This is a genomic window from Streptomyces sp. AM 4-1-1 (assembly GCF_029167625.1).
GTDB lineage: Bacteria > Actinomycetota > Actinomycetes > Streptomycetales > Streptomycetaceae > Streptomyces.
In genome coordinates this window covers 5,971,623-5,988,506 of record NZ_CP119145.1, presented here as the reverse complement: position 1 = coordinate 5,988,506, position 16,884 = coordinate 5,971,623, and the positions used below count along the sequence as shown (strand labels likewise).

14 protein-coding genes are annotated in these 16,884 nt (G+C 72.3%); 2 read left to right on the top strand and 12 right to left on the bottom strand.

Going from position 1 to position 16,884, the window contains the following annotated elements; translation table 11 throughout:
• Nucleotides 1–121: 121 nt before the first annotated feature.
• The 8 genes from PZB75_RS25325 to PZB75_RS25290 form a co-directional block, all read right to left on the bottom strand.
• A complete protein-coding gene (locus PZB75_RS25325) occupies nucleotides 122–1,372 on the bottom strand; it encodes a cytochrome P450 (protein ID WP_275537600.1) in 1,251 nt (416 codons plus the stop codon).
• Nucleotides 1,369–1,983, bottom strand: a complete 615-nt coding sequence (locus PZB75_RS25320; protein WP_275537599.1) for an ATP/GTP-binding protein — start codon at nucleotides 1,981–1,983, stop codon at nucleotides 1,369–1,371. Before PZB75_RS25320 ends, PZB75_RS25325 begins: the two co-directional genes overlap by 4 nt.
• Nucleotides 1,961–2,314 (bottom strand): DUF742 domain-containing protein, encoded by a 354-nt coding sequence (locus tag PZB75_RS25315; protein WP_275537598.1) that lies wholly within the window; start codon nucleotides 2,312–2,314, stop codon nucleotides 1,961–1,963. The genes PZB75_RS25320 and PZB75_RS25315 overlap by 23 nt, the downstream gene beginning before the upstream one ends.
• Entirely contained in the window at nucleotides 2,311–2,736 is a 426-nt protein-coding gene (locus PZB75_RS25310; RefSeq protein ID WP_275537597.1) for a roadblock/LC7 domain-containing protein, read from the bottom strand. The genes PZB75_RS25315 and PZB75_RS25310 overlap by 4 nt, the downstream gene beginning before the upstream one ends.
• Complete coding sequence (locus PZB75_RS25305; RefSeq protein ID WP_275537596.1) at nucleotides 2,733–4,313, bottom strand: ATP-binding protein; 1,581 nt, start codon at nucleotides 4,311–4,313, stop codon at nucleotides 2,733–2,735. The genes PZB75_RS25310 and PZB75_RS25305 overlap by 4 nt, the downstream gene beginning before the upstream one ends.
• Nucleotides 4,314–4,448: 135 nt before the next feature.
• On the bottom strand, nucleotides 4,449–5,441 hold the full coding sequence (locus tag PZB75_RS25300; RefSeq protein WP_275537595.1) for an MBL fold metallo-hydrolase: 993 nt from the start codon (nucleotides 5,439–5,441) through the stop codon (nucleotides 4,449–4,451).
• A 401-nt stretch (nucleotides 5,442–5,842) separates the two neighbouring features.
• Nucleotides 5,843–6,877: a glutathione S-transferase C-terminal domain-containing protein gene (locus PZB75_RS25295; RefSeq protein WP_275537594.1), complete on the bottom strand. Its 1,035-nt coding sequence runs from the start codon at nucleotides 6,875–6,877 to the stop codon at nucleotides 5,843–5,845.
• Between the two features lie 148 nt (nucleotides 6,878–7,025).
• Nucleotides 7,026–8,516, bottom strand: coding sequence for an MFS transporter (locus tag PZB75_RS25290; RefSeq protein ID WP_275537593.1), 1,491 nt, complete (start codon nucleotides 8,514–8,516; stop codon nucleotides 7,026–7,028).
• Nucleotides 8,517–8,739: 223 nt separating this feature from the next.
• Here PZB75_RS25290 and PZB75_RS25285 point away from each other — a divergent pair, with 223 nt between their 5' ends.
• Entirely contained in the window at nucleotides 8,740–10,590 is a 1,851-nt protein-coding gene (locus PZB75_RS25285) for a hypothetical protein (RefSeq protein WP_275537592.1), read from the top strand.
• A 298-nt stretch (nucleotides 10,591–10,888) separates the two neighbouring features.
• On the opposite strand, the gene PZB75_RS25280 is transcribed toward PZB75_RS25285, so the two are convergent.
• Genes PZB75_RS25280 through PZB75_RS25270 form a run of 3 tightly spaced genes read right to left on the bottom strand, consistent with a single transcriptional unit; the run spans nucleotide 10,889 to nucleotide 14,607 of the window.
• Nucleotides 10,889–11,470 carry a hypothetical protein gene (locus tag PZB75_RS25280; RefSeq protein WP_275537591.1) on the bottom strand — a complete coding sequence of 194 codons (582 nt, stop codon included), beginning with the start codon at nucleotides 11,468–11,470 and terminating at the stop codon, nucleotides 10,889–10,891.
• Between the two features lie 57 nt (nucleotides 11,471–11,527).
• On the bottom strand, nucleotides 11,528–13,873 hold the full coding sequence (locus tag PZB75_RS25275) for a glycosyl hydrolase family 65 protein (protein WP_275537590.1): 2,346 nt from the start codon (nucleotides 13,871–13,873) through the stop codon (nucleotides 11,528–11,530).
• Nucleotides 13,870–14,607 carry a beta-phosphoglucomutase family hydrolase gene (locus tag PZB75_RS25270; RefSeq protein ID WP_275537589.1) on the bottom strand — a complete coding sequence of 246 codons (738 nt, stop codon included), beginning with the start codon at nucleotides 14,605–14,607 and terminating at the stop codon, nucleotides 13,870–13,872. Before PZB75_RS25270 ends, PZB75_RS25275 begins: the two co-directional genes overlap by 4 nt.
• Nucleotides 14,608–14,823: 216 nt before the next feature.
• On the opposite strand from PZB75_RS25270, the gene PZB75_RS25265 reads away from it, so the two are divergent.
• Nucleotides 14,824–16,485, top strand: coding sequence for a catalase (locus tag PZB75_RS25265; protein ID WP_275537588.1), 1,662 nt, complete (start codon nucleotides 14,824–14,826; stop codon nucleotides 16,483–16,485).
• 115 nt (nucleotides 16,486–16,600) lie between these two features.
• On the opposite strand, the gene PZB75_RS25260 is transcribed toward PZB75_RS25265, so the two are convergent.
• A complete protein-coding gene (locus tag PZB75_RS25260) occupies nucleotides 16,601–16,789 on the bottom strand; it encodes a hypothetical protein (protein WP_275537587.1) in 189 nt (62 codons plus the stop codon).
• Nucleotides 16,790–16,884 lie beyond the last annotated feature (95 nt).

The window sequence follows — 16,884 nt, the reverse complement described above, 5'->3', positions numbered from 1 at the left end:
CGTCCGCCGGTTGGCTGTGCGCCGGCCGCTCTCACTGTTCATCGGGCAATTCTCTCGCTCCTCACCCGTTCGGCGTACCAGCGACACGGTCGGACGGGCAAGAGCGTTGCCGTGGGCGCGGTCAGTCGGGGTGCGGGGCCCGGTCCGCGTTCTCCACGTCGATGGTCAGGTCGGGGTCCAACGGGGTGAAGGCCACGGGCAGATGGACCAGCGCGCGGTGGAACGGGCCGGGGCGCCACAGCAGGTCGTCGGGGTCGACGGCGAGGCGCGCGTCACAGAGGTGACTGGTCAGCTGTTCGATCGCGGTGATCGCGATCAGCAGGGCCGGCTGCTGGGCGGGGCAGCGGTGCGGGCCGGCCGCCCAGGCCAGATGGGCACCGGCTCCCGAGCGCACCCCGGGGTCCGTGGGGGCGCTCCCCGACTGTGTGTTGGCCGCCGCGTAGGAGACGAGGACCAGTTGTCCCGCGCGCAGCGGGACGCCGTGGAGTTCCGTGTCGTGACGTGGGTAGTGGGCCGACAGGTTGGCCAGGGGCGGGTCCTGCCAGAGGACTTCGTCGATCGCCTCCCGCGCGGTCATCGCGCCGCCGTGCACCGAGCCCGCGTAACGGGAGTCGGTGAGCATGCGCAGCAGGGCGTTGCCGATCAGATTGGTGGTGGGTTCATGGCCCGCGATCGTGGTGAGGGAGATCTGGTACACCGTCTCGTCGTTGCCCAGGGCGGCCGGGTGGGCGAGGAAGTACGAGGTGAGGTCGTCGCGGGGGTGCGCGCGCCGGTCGGCGACGAGCGCGGTGACGACACTGACGAGGTCGGCGTACGCCGTGGGGGCGCCCTCGACGGAGTCCATCATCCCGGCGATGCCCGCGACGAGCCGGTCGCTGTCCTCGGGGGGTACGCCGAACCAGGTGTTGAAGACGTGCAGCGGCAGCCGCCGGGCGTACTGGCCGATCAGGTCACCGGTTCCGGTCGCGGCGAACTCACGGATGAGTTGCTGGGCGACCTGGGCGACCTGGGCGCGCAGGATGTGCGGTTCGATGAGGGCGAGACCGTCGTTGATGGCGCCCCGGTAGCGGGCGTGCGTCCCGCCGTCGCTGAACAGCGCGGTGGGCCGGTACCCCAGCACGGGCAGGACGGGCGAGTCCGCGGGGACGGTGGCCTGCCAGGCACGGGGGTCCTTGGTGAAGGTGTCGGGGTCGCGCAGCAGGTCGACGGCCGCCTGGTAGTCGGTGACGAGCATCGCCTCGATGCCGGGGGCGATCCGGACGGGTGCGAGCGGACCGTGCTCGCGCAGCAGCCGGTAGTGCCCCTGCGGGTCCGCCGCGAAGTCGGGGCCGTACAGCGCGAGGGGCCGGAGCGGGAAGGTGTGCGGTGTCATGACGGGTCCTCGGGCTGGGGCAGGCGGGTCAGCACGTGCTCGGCGAGGGCGATGAGCGCGTCGACGCTGTCCCCGCGGGCGCGGGCGTCGCACTGCACCAGCGGCGTCGAGGGGTGCAGGTCGAGGTGCCGGCGCAGGACCTCGTCGGTGTGGGCCGGGGCGTCCGGGAAGCGGTTCACGGCGACGGCGTACGGCAGCCCCTGCTCCTCGACCATGTCCATGACGGCGAAGGAATCACCGAGCCGTCGGGTGTCGACGAGCACGAGTGCGCCGAGGGCGCCGCGCGCGATGTCCTCCCAGAGCGGGAAGAACCGTTCCTGCCCGGGGGTGCCGAACATGTAGAGCACGAGGTCTTCGGGGACGGTCAGCCGACCGAAGTCGATGGCGACCGTGGTGGTGGTCTTGTCCGGGAGCCCGGCGGTGTCGTCCAGCAGGGTGCTGGACTGGGTCATCGCCTCCTCGGTGTGGAGCGTGGCGATCTCGGACAGCGTACGGATCAGTGTCGTCTTGCCCACGCCGAACGGCCCCGTGACGACGAGCTTCATCAGGGTCTGGGCCGTGCTCGGCAGGTAGCCGATGCCCGTCCGGTCAGTGGAGGGAGCGGAGTCCAACGAGAAGCCTCTCGACGATCGACCGGTCGAGCTCCCCGGCGCTGGGGATCGGTGGTCGGGTGTGCAGATGTCCGGCGGCGGCGAGATCGGTGGCCAGGAAGACGGTGGCGCTGACCGGCAGTTCCAGGTGGGCGGCGCACTCGACGACGGTGAGGGCGCCCGGTTCCAGCAGCTCGCACAGTCTGCGCTGGTCGGACCCGGTGTCCTGGGGCAGCTCCGATCCGGTGCGGACGAGAACGGCGAGCCGGTCGAGCGCGGGACCGGCGGGCCGGGTCCGGCCGCCGGTGACGAGGTAGGCGGGAATCAGACGGCGCCCTGGGCCGGGGGTCATGGCCGGGCGGCAGCGTCCGGCAGACGGGTGGGGGCGTTCATCGCCCGGGTCAGAGCGGTGACCTGGACCTGCATCTGGTAGGCGATGTTCCCGAGTTGGGCGTCGGGGGTGGCGAAGAGGGCGAGCGTGGTGTTCTTGCCCGCCGGTACGACGACGGCGAAGCCGAGGTCGGACTCGACCACGGTCTGGGCCAGCCGGGGCGTCTCGACGTCGGTGAACGCCGTGGTGAAGGCGCGGGCCGCCGCGTGCACCGTGGCCGTCATGGCGGCGACCCGCTCGGCGGAGGCCCGCTCCAGGCCGGGCGAGGCGCCCTCGACGAGTCCGTCACCCGTGGCGACCACGGCGTGCTGGACACCGGGCAGTTCGAGCAGCGGGGTGAGCACCCATGCGAGGTCGGCGGTGGTGGGAGGGGGAGTGCTCACGTCGCGTCGTCTCCTTGATCGTCCGGTTCCGCGGCGGAACCGGGGGTGGTGGCCGGGCCTCCGGCTTTCCTGCCGTCGAGGGTGCCCTGCTGGAGCGCCGTCCAGGACGCTCCGGCCTGTTCGGGGGTGCGGGAGGCCGGCGGGTCCTGCGGGGCCGCCGCCGATGGCGCGGCCCCCCGCTCGGCCGCCGGCGCGGATGCGGTACGGGGCTGTCGTCGCCGTCTGCTGGGCAGCGGAGCGGGACCGCGGTCCGCGTCCGGACCGGGCACGGCGGTGGACGCCGTCCGGGCTGACGGGGGCGCGGGCGCGGACGTGGAAGCGGGTTCGGAGGGCGGCGTCGGCGCGGGAGGGAGAGCGGAGGAGCGAGCAGGCTCAGGCGTCGGCGGCGCGGGAGGCAAAGCGGAGGAGCGAGCAGGCTCGGGCGTCGGCGGCGCGGGAGCGGGAGCAGCGGAGGAAGTGGGCTCGGGCCGCGTCGGCGCGACCCGGCCGGACACCGGTGCGACCGTGGTGGCGGTGTACGCGTGCATCGGCTTCGGCGCGAGCGCGGACAGGGCGCGGTCGTCGTCCACGACGGTGAGCAGATGGGCCGGTATCCGCAGCATCGTCCGCATCCCCCCGTACGGCGAGGCTTCGATGTGACAGCTGAAGCCGTACTGGGCGACGAGCCGCCCGACCACGGCGAAACCGGTCCTCGGCGGGTCACCCAGCTCCGTCAGCAGCACCTCCTCGGGGCCCGCGAGCAGCGCACGGGCCCGTACCAGGGCGTCGTCGTCCATGCCGATGCCCGCGTCGTCCACGACGATCAGGGCGCCCCTGCCGCCGCTCTGCTGCACCGTCACCGGCACGTCGGTCTCGGGGTGCGAGTAGGCGGTGGCGTTGGCGAGGAGTTCGGCGAGGGCGATGGCCAGCGGCTCGGCGGCGCGGGCGACCAGGGCGAGCCGTTCGTCGCGCAGATGGTTGGCGATCTTGATCCGCTCGTATCCGGCCACCCGGGACTGGGCGCCGAGCACCACCTCGACCAGCGGTGAGCTCTGCCGGGCCAGGCCGGGCCAGGCGTCGCAGAGCACGGCGGTGGCCTGGGTGCGGCGCAGCGCCAGTTCGTTGCGGAAGTCGAGCTGGAGGATGCGCGGGTCGTCGTACTCGTGCTGGAGTTCGTGCAGCAGCTGCTGGGACTGGTTGAGCAGGGACTGGATCTTGGCGGCCGTTCCGCGCATCGCGGCCCTGGCCGCCGCGTCGACGCGCTGGCGCTCCTCGATGACGGCGGTGCGCGCGGCCTCGACCGCCTCGGTCAGCAGCCGCGCGGGGCCGCCGTCGACATCCGCGGCTCCGTGCAGTCCGGGGACGGGCGCCGAGGAGTGGGAGAGGGCGAGCGCGGCGGCGGGTATCCGTTTGCGGGCGAGCTGCCGGATCTCGTCGGCGAGCGATTCGGTGCGGGCCTCGGCGGTCCTGGCCTGCCGTTCGGCCAGTTCGGCGCGCGCCGACGAGGCGTACGCGTCACGCTTGGCGCGCTGGGCCCGGAGCAGGGCCATGACGGCCACGCCCACGGCCACGACGACCACCGCAACGATCCATGCCATGCCGACTCACCGCACCTCTCTTGTCAGGGGCTGTCGGGGCCTGTCGGGTCTTCGCCGGGCCCCGCCGCGCCACCGGGGACCCGCCGGACCGCACCGGGCCGGCCGCGTCACGTCGGTCCGTGGTGACGGCACGGGCTACGCCGGGTCCGTCGCGGCGGGCCGTTCCAGTTCGCCCGCGACCGTGGCGACCTCGGTCATCACCTGGAGCACTCCGGGCAGTTCGGAACCGTCCAGGGCCCGGTACTCGGCGCCGATGGTGACCACCAGTCGCTCCGGCAGACCGAGTTCGGGGTGGCGTCCCTCGCGGATCACCCGGCGCGCCGCCTCCTGGGCGGGCACGCCCGCCGCGTGGAGGGCGTGGGCGCGCTCGCGCACGTACTCCAGGTAGCCGATGTGCTCGCGCACCCCCGCCGGACCGAGCACCGGACCGTGGCCGGGGACGATCACCTCGGCGCCGGTGGCCAGCACCTGGTGGCAGGCCGCGATCACGTTGTCCAGCGGGCCCGCCCAGTGCACCGGGTGGTCGCCCGGCATCCGCGCGGTCGATCCGAAGATGATGTCGCCGCTGAACACGGCGCGCTGCGCGGGCAGGTGGACGATGAGATCGCCGGTGGTGTGCGCCGGGGCCAGGGCGGTCACCTGGACCGGGTACTCCCCCAGGGTGAGTTCGAGTTCGCCGGTGAAGTACGTGGTCGGCCGCACCGGTTCGGTGTCCGACCAGTCGAACGTACCGAAGTGGCGGCGCAGGTAGTCCCCCAGCGGCGTGGCGGGATCGCTGCCCGTCACCAGCGCGTGCTGCTGCCGCGGGGTGGGTTCGTAGTGGATGTGTTCCCGGGCCTCGCGGGTGGCGATGATCTCCGCGTCCGGGAGCACGCCCGCGCCCCAGAAGTGGTCGCCGTTGGCGTGGGTGACGACGATCCGGTCGATACCGACGCCGGCCGGCAGCCGTTCGGCGCTCTCGGCGAGGAACTGTCCCGCCAGGGCCGGGTCGTAGGGGGTGTCGATCCACAGTGCCCCGCGGTCCGACACGAGGAGTCCGCAGTTGGCGAGACCCCAGCCCCGTCGCGGCGGCAGCCATGCGTACAGGCCCCGGCCCAGGTCAGTGACGTCTCCACCCGTGATCGGCATGACCGCGATTATGCCGACCGCGTTCCGGCCACGCGTTCGAAGTCCATCATGCAAGCCAACCTGTGGCGTGAAACCGCCCTTGCGCCCGAACGGAACTCAGTGACTCCCGCTCTCCACGGAGAACGCTCCCGCGCCCGATCCGCATCATCCGGTGCGACCGGAGCACATCCGATACGGAACTCAGCAGATCAGCGTGGCACCGACCTGGGATGTTCCCGTAACGGCCGGAAGATCACCCCATTTCCCCGGATGACAGCCGATGGCACGGTTTCCCCGGATGATCATCACCGAAACGAGGTGGCGTGACTACACAGCGAGCATGGCCGAAAAGCTTCCCTCCTCGCATGACCGAGGTCACAGAGCAGCCCTCTGGCCAATGACCGTTCCCCGGTCGGCAGCGGTCAGGGACGGCCCTGGGGCGGAATCTCCTCGGCGGGCGGTACGGGCCCCGGCGGAGTGCCGTCCCCGAACGGACGGCCGCCCAGGTCCTCCCGGTGATGCGGGGTCAGCCAGCCGGAGAGGTCGGGTCCGGCCGGCACGATCCCGGTCGGGTTGATACCGGTGTGCACCTGGTAGTAGTGCCGCTTGATGTGGTCGAAGTCGACCGTGTCGCCGAACCCGGGGGTCTGGTACAGATCGCGGACGTAGGCCCACAGCACCGGGTCCTCGGTGAGCTTGTTGCGGTTGCACTTGAAGTGGCCGTGGTAGACGGCGTCGAAGCGCACCAGCGTGGTGAAGAGCCGGATGTCGGCCTCGGTGAGGGTGTCCCCCACCAGGTAACGCCGGTCGGTGAGGCGCTCGGACACCAGGTCGAGGCGGCGGAACACATCGTGGTACGCGGCTTCGTACGCCGCCTGGTCCGTCGCGAACCCGGCCCGGTACACGCCGTTGTTGACGTCCCGGTAGATCCCCTCCATGACCTCGTCGATCTCGTCGCGCAGCGGCTCCGGGTAGAGGTCGGGCGCCCCGGGCCTGTGCAGGGCGGTCCACTCGGTCGCCAGGTCCAGGGTGATCCGCTGGTAGTCGTTGGTGACGAGCTTCCCGCTGGGTACGTCGACGATCGCGGGCACGCTGACACCTCCGGGGTAGTCACGCTCCCGGGCGTCGTACGCCTCGCTCAGGAACGCGATGCCCAGCACCGGGTCCCGGCCCCCCTCGTCCAGGGTGAAACGCCAGCTGCGGTCGTCCTGGACCGGGTCGGCGACGGCGAGGGGGAGGGCGTCCTCCAGGCCGAGCAGCCGCCGGGAGACGAGGGCGCGGCTCGCCCAGGGGCAGGCCCGGCTGACGACCAGCCGGTAGCGGCCCGCCTCGACGGGCCAGCCGTCCCGGCCGTCGGCCGTGACGCGGTCGGCGAAGTGGCTCCGGGAGCGCTTGAACGCCTTGCGGCCGTACTCGGTGTTGCCGTCGCCCTGCCCGCTGTCGGTGGAACGTGTCATCGCGGTCTCCTCGTCTCGGCTCATCTCGTCCTGTCGTCGTCCCGTCGCCCGCCGTCCCACCCGCCTCCTCGTCGTGTCCCGGCCGCCGGTCCGCCCTGGTGCGCCGGCCCTCCCGGCGCCCGGGTCACCGCGGGCCGGCCGGGCATCCTCAGGCGTCGGCCTTCTCTTCACGGCTCCCACGGCTCCTGCCCCGCCGGTCCGCCACCACATCGGCCAGCGCGACGATCAGTCCGGCGATCACGAAGCCGACCGAGACGATGAGCCCGTGGTCGTAGGCGGTGGACCAGCCGCCCCGGCCGAGCTGGGCGAAGAACACCGAGCCGACCGCCGCGATACCGATCGCGGAGCCGACCCGCTGGCCGGTCTGGAGCGTGCCCCCGGCCGAGCCCGCCGAGGGCACCGGCACCTCCGACAGCGTCAGCGTCTGGTTCGGGGCGATGACCAGACCACTGCCCAGACCCGCCACGAGCAGCGGCGCCGCCATCGCCCAGCCGACGCCCCGGCCGGCCACCAGATGGACGGCGAGCGCCGTCCCGGCGAGCCCCACGGCGACCATGACCAGGCCGATGGCGACCAGCGGCCTGCCGAACCGGCCGACCAGCCGGCCGCCGACGCCCGCGGCGGCGCCTGACCCCACGGCGAAGGGGGTGATGGCGAGACCGGCCTGGAGCGCGGTGTAGTGCAGCCCGCTCTGCAGGTAGAGGGTGGTGATGAAGAAGATGGAGGTGAACCCGGCGAAGTACAGCAGGATCAGCAGACAGCCCAGCCAGTACGAACGGACCCGGAACAGCGACATGTTCAGGACCGGCTGGGTGCCGCGTCCGCCGCACCTCGTCTCCCAGGCGACGAAGGCGGTCAGCAGGGCCGCGGCGAGCAGCACCAGCAGCCACTTGCCGTTGCCCTTCCACTGCTGTGCCTGCACGAACGGCAGCAGCAGCGCCAGCACGCCGGTACCGAGCAGCAGCACGCCGACGGGGTCGAGATCGCGCAGCCGCACATGGCCCGCCGACGGGGTGTCCGGGAGCAGCTTCCTGGCCAGCAGCAGGCAGACGGCGCCGAGCGGCAGATTGACGTAGAAGACCCAGCGCCAGCCCTCCTCGGCCCCGGCCGCCTGGATGAGCAGCCCGCCCAGCAGCGGTCCGACGGCGGTCGAGATGCCGACCACCGTGCCGAACATGCCGAAGGCGCGGCCGCGCTCACGGCCGGAGAACAGCTGCTGGATCAGGGCGGAGATCTGGGGCGAGATCAGGCCGCCCGCGGCCCCCTGGACCAGTCGGGCGACGACCAGCCAGAGACTCGACTGGGCGGCCCCGCACGCCGCCGACGACAGCGTGAAGAGGCTGAGCCCCACCATGAACACCAGCCGCCGCCCCCGTGCGTCCCCCAGCCGCCCGGCCGGGATCAGGAACAGGCCGAAGGAGAGGGCGTAACCGGACAGCACCCACTGGAGATCGGACTCGGGGGTGTGCAGACCCTCCTGGATGGACGGCAGCGCCACATTGACGATCGACACGTCCAGGAGCGTCATGAAGCCTGCCACCAGGCAGACGGCAAGGGCCCGCCAGCGACGCGGGTCAGGGCTGTCGCCGGACTCGGCGCCGCGTCCTGCCGCGCCCGAGGCCGGTGCGGTCTCTGCCATATTTCGCACCTTAGTTCGCGTATCCCGATTCTTCATCCCGACCGGCCCGGGACGGCGACGGGCCACCCCGGCCGGACGGCGCGAGGAGCGGACGACCCGGAGCCGCCACGCACCCGATGGCGGGTCGCGCGCCCGGCCGTTCGGGTGACAGCGGCGCTCCGAGTGGCCCTCACCGCGCCGCTGACACTCCTGCCCCGACCGGGCAGCACGTAGTGCTGTCGTCATGACCACTCCGCTGACCCGGCTCCGGAACTCCCCCGCGCCGCCCCGTCCCGCCCGCTCGTTCCCGTCGCCGCGCCGAGGAGGACGCCCGGACGGGGCAGGACGCTCGGTGTGGAACGCCTGCGCCGTCGTCGTCCCTGCCGCCGTGATCGCCGTACTGAGCGCGCTGCACAGCTGGGCGGGCGACGACGCGCTGATCTACACCCGGACCGTGCGGCAGATCCTGGCGGGCAACGGTCCGGTGCTGAACACCGGCGAGCGGGTGGAGAGTTCGACCGGGACGCTGTGGCAGTGGGCGGTGGCGGCCGGCGGACTGCTCACCGGCGCCGATCCGGTGCTGGTGGCGGTGGTGCTCGGAGCGGTGTGCACGACGGCCGGATTCCTGTGGGCGCTGGACGGGGCGCGCCGCTTCCACGGCGGGGCGGGCCACGGGGGCGCGGGACTCGGCGCGACGGGATACGGCGGGTCGGGCCACGGCCGGCTTCTGCTGCCCGCCGGGGTGCTGGTGCTGCTGCCGGTGCGGGCCATGTGGGACTACGGCACGTCGGGGCTGGAGACCGGTCTGACGTTCGGCTGGCTGGGGCTGTCCTGGTGGCTGCTCGTGCGGGCGTACGACGACGGCTCACCGCGCGTTCACCGCGTGGGCGCGGTGGTGTTCGGCCTCGGCCCGCTGGTGCGGCCCGACCTGACGCCGGTGAGCGTGGTGTTCCTGTTCTCACTGTGGCTGATCGTCCGGCCCGGCCGGCGCACGGTCGTCGGCTGGTGCGCGGGGGCCGCCGCGCTGCCCTGCTGCTACGAGGTGTTCCGGGCGGGGTTCTACGGGGTGCTGGTCCCGCTGCCCGGGATCACGAAGGAGGCGTCGACCTCGCTCTGGGGGCGGGGCTGGGCGTATCTGCTGAACTTCACCGGCCCGTACCGGCTGTGGGTGCCGCTGTTGCTGGTCGTCTGTCTGACGGTGGTGGCCGTCGGGGACCGGCTGCGGACCGTTCCCGGGCGGGTCGCCCCCCGGGTGCCGGTGGTGGTCGCCGCGCCCGTGCTGTCCGGGCTGCTCTGCGCGCTGTACGTGACCCGGGTGGGCGGCGACTTCATGCACGGGCGGATGCTGCTGCCGCCGCTCTTCCTGCTGCTCCTGCCGGTCTTCCTGGTACCGCTGTCCCGCCTGACCGGGGCACTGGTGGCGGCGGTCGGGGTGTGGGCGGGATGCTGTGCGCTGCTGTGGTTCCCGCCGCAGTCGGGCGGGGACGGCGCCACGGTCATCGACGAGCACGCCGGCTATGTACGGGCCACGGGCGAGGCGCATCCCGTACGGCAGTCCGCGCACAGCGGGCGGCGGCTGCCGTTCGCCCGCGAGACCGCGAAGGCGCTCGCCTCCGGGCGGCGGAGTCTGGTGGTGGAACTGCGTTACGACCGCCGGTTCGTGACGCTGCCGCTGACCTCCCGGATTCCGGAACGGCTGGTCGGCGCGGAGGCGCGGCTCGGCCACAGCGGTGCGGTGATCCCGCTGGACGACCGGGCGATCGACACCCTCGGCCTCGCGCATCCGCTGGGTGCCCACCTCCGGCGGACGTCCTTCACCAAGGCGGGCCACGACAAACCCGTCGACCGGGCGTGGATCGTCGCCGACTTCACCGATCCGGGGGTACGGCTGCCGCCCGGAATCGACGCCCGCCGGGTCGCCGCCGCCCGTCGCGCCCTGACCTGCGGGCCGCTCGCGGAACTGCGGGCCGCCACCCGTGATCCGCTCACCCCGGGCCGGTTCTGGCACAACCTCACCGGCTCCTGGCGGCGCACCGCCTTCCGCTTCCCGGCCGACCCGCTCGACGCGGAGCGGGAGCTGTGCGGCCGGGGATGAGGCCCTTCGTCCGGATCAGGCCGGATCATGCCGGATCAGGGAGCGGGCTCCGGTGCCTGTACCGCGAGGCGGAGGGGGGAGTCATGACGGAGCCGTGCCGACCGGCGACAACGCCGCGAGGTGCGGTGCCGGAGTCCGCGAGCCCGGCCTGATCCAGACGAAAGGACCTGAGGACTGCCCCGTACCCCCGGCGGGCGGCCGGGCCGGGCAGGCGCGGCGCCCACCCGGCGCGGTCCCCGACGGTCCGTGGCCCGCGCCGCCGGAAGGCCGGGGCAGCTCTCGCCGCCGGGCGGGCGGGTCAGCTCTCCTCGAAGTAGGCGTCCAGCACCTTGTCGAGGTCGGCGGTCCACTCCTTGAGGTGGCTCCTGTTCGGCGCCTCCACCTCGGCGTTGAACCAACGGCGGGTCGACATGTGGACAGTGACGGTGAACCTGCGCCCGAACCGGCCGGTCCTCACCTCCACCGCGCCGACCTCGTCCCAGTGGAAGTCGGCCTCCTGGTCGTCGAGCCGGAACCGGATGCCCGCCCGGTCCGCGGTGATCGAGCCGCGTCGGTCGGAGACCTCGAAGACGGCCCCGTCCGCCCGCTCCTCGGACTCCGTCTCCTTCTCCTCCTTCTCCTCGGCTCCGGTCCTCTCCTCGGTCCCCGGCGCCTCCCCGCTCGCGGGGACGGCGTCGGTGGCGGTGTCGACACCGGTATCGCCGTCGGACGCCGAGTCGTCCGTCACGGACACGCCGGGCCGCGGCTCCGCCGCCCGCCCGGGAGCCGGGTCGGTCTCCTCCGTCCTGGGGGGCGTCGGGGCCGTGAGGCCGGGGATGTACGCCGGATCGGTGCCGGCGGCGTACTCGGTTCGGATGGTCGGATCTATGCGCTGCTCCACGGCGGGCAGTATGGACGACGAACCTGTACGAGGCCAGTAAAGGCGCCTCTCACCGTCTCATTCGTGGCGTACCGGGCTGCGCCCCGGTGGCTGCTGGGGCGCCGGGCGGGAAGCGAGCGGCGGAATCCCGCGCCGCTCGGTGGCGTCCCGCGTGACGGTCACCTGTTCACCGTGATGGCGGATCTCCAGCGGCTCCCCCTCCAGCAGTCGGTAGGCCGTCTCGGCGGCACTGATCTCCACCCGCAGACAACGGCCCCGGATCTGGAGCATGAAGGCGAGCCGGCTGAACTTCTCCGGCAGCCTCGGGGTGAACGCCAGTGTCCCGCCCCGGTGCCGCATCCCCCCGAATCCGGCGACCAGCGCCATCCAGGTACCCGCGAGCGACGCGATGTGCAGTCCGTCGCGGGTGTTGTTCTCCAGGTCCTCCAGGTCCATCCGGGCGGCCTCGACCAAGTAGTCGTGGGCGAGCCGCAGATGGCCGACCTCGGCGGCCATGACCGCCTGCACGCACGCCGAGAGCGAGGAGTCCCGGACGGTCAGCGCCTCGTAGTAGGCGAAGTTGCGCGCCTTCTGCTCCGCGTCGAAGTAGTCACCGCGCAGATACATCGCCAGCACCAGATCGGCCTGTTTGACCACCTGTTTGCGGTACAGGTCGAAGTACGGGAAGTGCAGCATCAGCGGGTACTGGTCGGGGGACGTACCCGCGAAGTCCCACACCTGGTGCCCGGTGGAACCGTGGTGCTGCTCGTGCACCTCCAGCTCCTTGTTGTACGGGACGGACATGGCGTCCGCCGCGTCCCGCCAGGCGGCGCTCTCCTCGTCGTCGACGCCGAACGCCGCCGCCTGCCGGGGGTGCCGCTCCACGACGTCGACGGCGGCCCGCAGGTTCGACTGGGCCATGAGGTTGGTGTACGTGTTGTCGTCCATGACGGCGCTGTACTCGTCCGGCCCGGTGACACCGTCGATGTGGAAGCGGCCGTGGTGGTCGTGGTGGCCGAGCGAACTCCACAGCCGGGCCGTCTCCACCAGGATCTCCACCGCGGTCTCCCGCTCGAACGTCTCGTCCCCGGTGGCGGAGACGTACCGCACGACGGCGTCCGCGATATCGGCGTTCACATGGAAGGCGGCGGTCCCGGCGGGCCAGTACGCCGAGCACTCCGAGCCGTCGATGGTCCGCCAGGGGAAGGCCGCGCCCCGCAGCCCGAGCTGGTGCGCCCGCTCGCGGGCGGCTGGCAGGGTGTCCTGCCGCCAGCGCAGCGCCTCGGAGACCGCCTGCGGCGCCGTGTAGGTCAGCAGCGGGAGCACGAACGCCTCGGTGTCCCAGAAGGAGTGGCCGTCGTACCCGGACCCCGTCATGCCCTTGGCGGGAATGGCGCGCTGTTCCGCGCGGGCGCCCGCCTGGAGGACGTGGAAGAGGGCGAAGCGGACGGCCTGCTGGGTCTCGCCGTCGCCCTCGACCTCGACGTCGGCGCGCGCCCAGAACGCGTCCAGGTACTCCCGCTGGTCGTCGACCAGTCCCTGCCAGCCGGTGCTGCGGGCTCCGGCGAGCGCGGCCTCCACCTGGTCGCGCACCCCGGGCAGCGATCTGACCCCCGACCAGCCGTAGGACACCGTCTTCTCCATCCGCAGCCGCTCACCGGGCGCCAGCACGGAGGTGACGGTGAGCCGGGCCACGTCCGGGCCGCTCTCGCTGCTGGACCCGGTCCCGTCGGGCCCCTCCACAACGTGATCGGCGGCGACCGCGACCCGCAGCCCGCTGCGGTCGGTGCGGTGCACCAGCCGCATCCGCGTCCCGGTGGCGAAGTCCTCCTCCGGGACCAGCGGTGACTCCAGGGTGGCGGCGACGCGCGGATCGCCGGTCACCGAGGGCAGCTGCTCGTTGGCCACCAGCTCGGACTGCACGACGACGCGCACCTCCGCGTCCACCGCCTCGACCTCGTACGAGACGGCCGCGATGGACCGCTGGGTGAACGAGACGAGCCGGGTGGAGCGCACCCTGACCGTGCATCCGGCCGGCGAGGTCCACTCGCAGGTGCGGTGCAGCAGCCCGGTCCGCAGGTCGAGGACCCGCTTGTGCGACACGAGCCGCCCGTAGCGCAGATCGAACGGCTCGTCGTTGACGAGCAACCGGATGATCTTCCCGTTGGTGACGTTGATGGCCGTCTGGCCGGACTCCGGATAGCCGTACCCGGCCTCGGCGTAGGGCAGGGGGTGCAGTTCGTGGACGCCGTTGAGGTAGCTGCCGGGCAGTCCGTGCGGCTCGCCCTCGTCCAGGTTGCCGCGCCAGCCGATGTGGCCGTTGGACAGGGCGAAGACGGACTCGCTCTGCGGCAGCACGTCGAGCCGGAGTTCGCTCTCGCCGAGCGCCCACGGCTCGACGGTGTACGAGGAATGGGTGATCACAGGTCGGACTCCAGGTCGGCGAGGTCGGTCACAACGGTGTCGGCGCCATGGGCGCTCAGCGCGGCGGCCTGGCCGACCCGGTCGACCCCGACGACGTATCCGAAGTTCCCGGCCCGGCCCGCGTCCATCCCGGCCAGCGCGTCCTCGAAGACGGCGGCGGCCGAGGCCTCCACGCCGAGTTCGCGGGCCGCCGCGAGGAAGGTGTCGGGGTGGGGCTTGCCGGGGAGTCCGCGTTCGGCGGCCACCACCCCGTCGATGCGCACCTCGAACAGGGACTCCGCGTCGACCGCCTTCAGGATGTCCTGGCAGTTGGTGCTGGAGGAGACGACGGCCGTCCGCAGACCGTGTTCGCGCACGGCCGCGATGTACCGCAGCGAACCGGGGTACGCCTCGACGCCCTGGGTGCGGATCTTCTCCAGCAGGAGCACGTTCTTGCGGTTGCCGAGGCCGCTCACCGTGTTCTCGGTGGGGTCGTCGTCGGGGCTCCCGTCGGGGAGCGCGATGTTCCGGGACGCCAGGAAGGCGCGTACCCCGTCGGCGCGGGGCCGTCCGTCCACGTACTCGTCGTAGTCCGAGGAGTCGAACGGGCGGAAGCCCTCGCCGTCACGGTCGCGCAGGAACGCGTCGAACATGTCCTTCCAGGCCGCCGCGTGGACGACGGCCGTTTTCGTGATGACTCCGTCGAGGTCGAACAGGCAAGCTCTGATTCCGTCCGGCAGACCAAGTTTCTTCATGACACGCGCCTTCCCGGACCGTGCCGACCGCATGTCGGCGGACACCGAATTCCGATGCGTCCAGTCTGGGCATCTCCGGCCCGGGATGCGCCCGCTCGGCCACCGAAAGGGTCGCGCGCGGCCCATGTCGCACCTTCGGGGGTTGTTTGGTGCGATATGGGCAGGCGCACCCGCCGATGCGCCCCAGGGAATCCGGATTCGAGGAGCTGAGGAAGCGTGACGGATGTAGCGAGCCAGGGCCCCGCACCGGGCGACGACCGTCCTGTGCTCACCAACCGGCAGGGCCACCAGGTCTACGACAACCAGAATCAGCGCACGGTCGGGGCGCGCGGTCCCGCGACGCTGGAGAACTACCAGTTCCTGGAGAAGATCAGCCATTTCGACCGGGAACGCGTCCCCGAGCGCGTCGTTCACGCGCGCGGCGTAACGGCGTACGGCTACTTCGAGGCGTACGGCCGGTGGGGCGACGAACCCGTCGAGCGGTACACCCGGGCCAAGCTGTTCCGGACGGCCGGTGCCCGCACCGACGTCGCCGTCCGCTTCTCGACGGTGATCGGCGGCCGGGACTCGTCGGAGGCGGCCCGGGACCCGCGGGGGTTCGCGGTGAAGTTCTACACCGAGGACGGCAACTGGGACCTGGTCGGCAACAACCTGGCGGTGTTCTTCATCCGGGACGCGATCAAGTTCCCCGACGTGATCCACGCGCTCAAGCCCGACCCCGTCACCTTCGAGCAGCAGCCCCGCCGGATCTTCGACTTCATGTCGCAGACCCCGGAGACCCTGCACATGCTCGTCAATCTGTTCGGCCCGCGCGGGATTCCCGCCGACTACCGTCATATGCAGGGGTTCGGGGTCAACACCTACAAGTGGGTCAACGCCGAGGGCCGGACCGTCCTGGTCAAGTACCACTGGATGCCCAAGCAGGGCGTGCGCAGCATGACCGAGGAGGACGCCGCCCAGGTCCAGGCCGACGGCCTGGGACACGCCACCAAGGACCTGTACGAGGCGGTGGCCCGGGGCGACCACCCCGAGTGGGAACTGCTGGTGCAGATGATGGACGACGACGAGCACCCGGAGCTGGACTTCGACCCGCTGGACGACACCAAGACCTGGCCCGAGCAGGACTTCCCGCCGCGGCCGGTCGGCAGGATGGTGCTCGACCGGATGCCGGAGAACTACTTCGCCGAGAACGAGCAGATCTCCTTCGGCACCGGGGTGCTGGTCGACGGTCTGGACTTCTCCGACGACAAGATGCTGGTCGGCCGCACCTTCTCGTACAGCGACACCCAGCGCCACCGGGTCGGCGCGAACTACCTCCAGCTGCCGGTCAACCAGCCGAAGAACGCGCGGGTGCACACCAACCAGCGCGACGGCCAGATGACTTATCACGTGGACGGGGCGGCCGACAGCCCGCAGGTCAACTACGAGCCGTCGATCAGCGGCGGTCTGCGTGAGGGCGAGTACCCGACGCACGACGAGCAGGGTCCGGAGCTGCGCGGCCGGCTGACCCGTCGGCGCATCCCCCGGGCCAACGACTACCAGCAGGCCGGTCAGCGCTATCTGCTCATGGAGCAGTGGGAGCGGGACGACCTGGTGCGCAACTTCGTGGATCTGCTCTCGCAGTGCGACCGGCCCGTGCGGGAGCGCATGGTCTGGCACTTCCTGCTCGTCGAGAACGAGCTGGGGAAGCGGGTGGGCGAGGGGCTGGGCATCAGTGCCCGGGACGTCGCCGCGCTGGAGCCGCTGGTCGGGCAGACGCTCACCGACGAGGACCGGGCCCGCCTCGCCCGGCTCGGGGACAACCCGCCCCGGGACGTCTCCGGTCTGACGATGACCCACTGCGTGCCGAACGAACGGCATCGCGTGACACGCGGCTGACCGGTCCGGCCGCTTCCACCGGGCTCGGCCGGGCCCGGGGCGCTCCCCCGGGCGGCCGGGGCGCGGCCCTCGCCCTCGTGTGCGCGGGGCGCGGACCGGTGTGTGCCCGGGGCGGTCAGTCCTCGCCCCGGAAGATGTTCGACTCCGGACCGCGCTCGGCCGCGCCCGCGCCCCTCTCCAGGGCCGAGCGGCAGGTCCGTACGGCCCGCTCGGACTCCACGGAGCGCCGTGACGGAGGGCCGTCGACCGCCGCCGCGCGGCCCGTCAGGTCCATCCGGTTCGTTCGGTCTGTTCGGGTGCTCACGGTGAAACCACTCCTCTCTCCGGTGCGTCCTCCGTCGGACGCACGGTGGTCCGCGTACGCGCCACGCGTACCCGCCAGGACGCGTTCCAGTCGGA

Excerpts from the sequence above, each read along its gene's own strand:
- PZB75_RS25325 (WP_275537600.1), bottom strand. The coding sequence starts at position 1,372 with ATGACACCGCACACCTTCCCGCTCCGGCCCCTCGCGCTGTACGGCCCC.
- PZB75_RS25315 (WP_275537598.1), bottom strand. The coding sequence starts at position 2,314 with ATGACCCCCGGCCCAGGGCGCCGTCTGATTCCCGCCTACCTCGTCACC.
- PZB75_RS25305 (WP_275537596.1), bottom strand. The coding sequence starts at position 4,313 with ATGGCATGGATCGTTGCGGTGGTCGTCGTGGCCGTGGGCGTGGCCGTC.
- PZB75_RS25300 (WP_275537595.1), bottom strand. The coding sequence starts at position 5,441 with ATGCCGATCACGGGTGGAGACGTCACTGACCTGGGCCGGGGCCTGTAC.
- PZB75_RS25295 (WP_275537594.1), bottom strand. The coding sequence starts at position 6,877 with ATGACACGTTCCACCGACAGCGGGCAGGGCGACGGCAACACCGAGTAC.
- PZB75_RS25290 (WP_275537593.1), bottom strand. The coding sequence starts at position 8,516 with ATGGCAGAGACCGCACCGGCCTCGGGCGCGGCAGGACGCGGCGCCGAG.
- PZB75_RS25285 (WP_275537592.1), top strand. The coding sequence starts at position 8,740 with ATGACCACTCCGCTGACCCGGCTCCGGAACTCCCCCGCGCCGCCCCGT.
- PZB75_RS25270 (WP_275537589.1), bottom strand. The coding sequence starts at position 14,607 with ATGAAGAAACTTGGTCTGCCGGACGGAATCAGAGCTTGCCTGTTCGAC.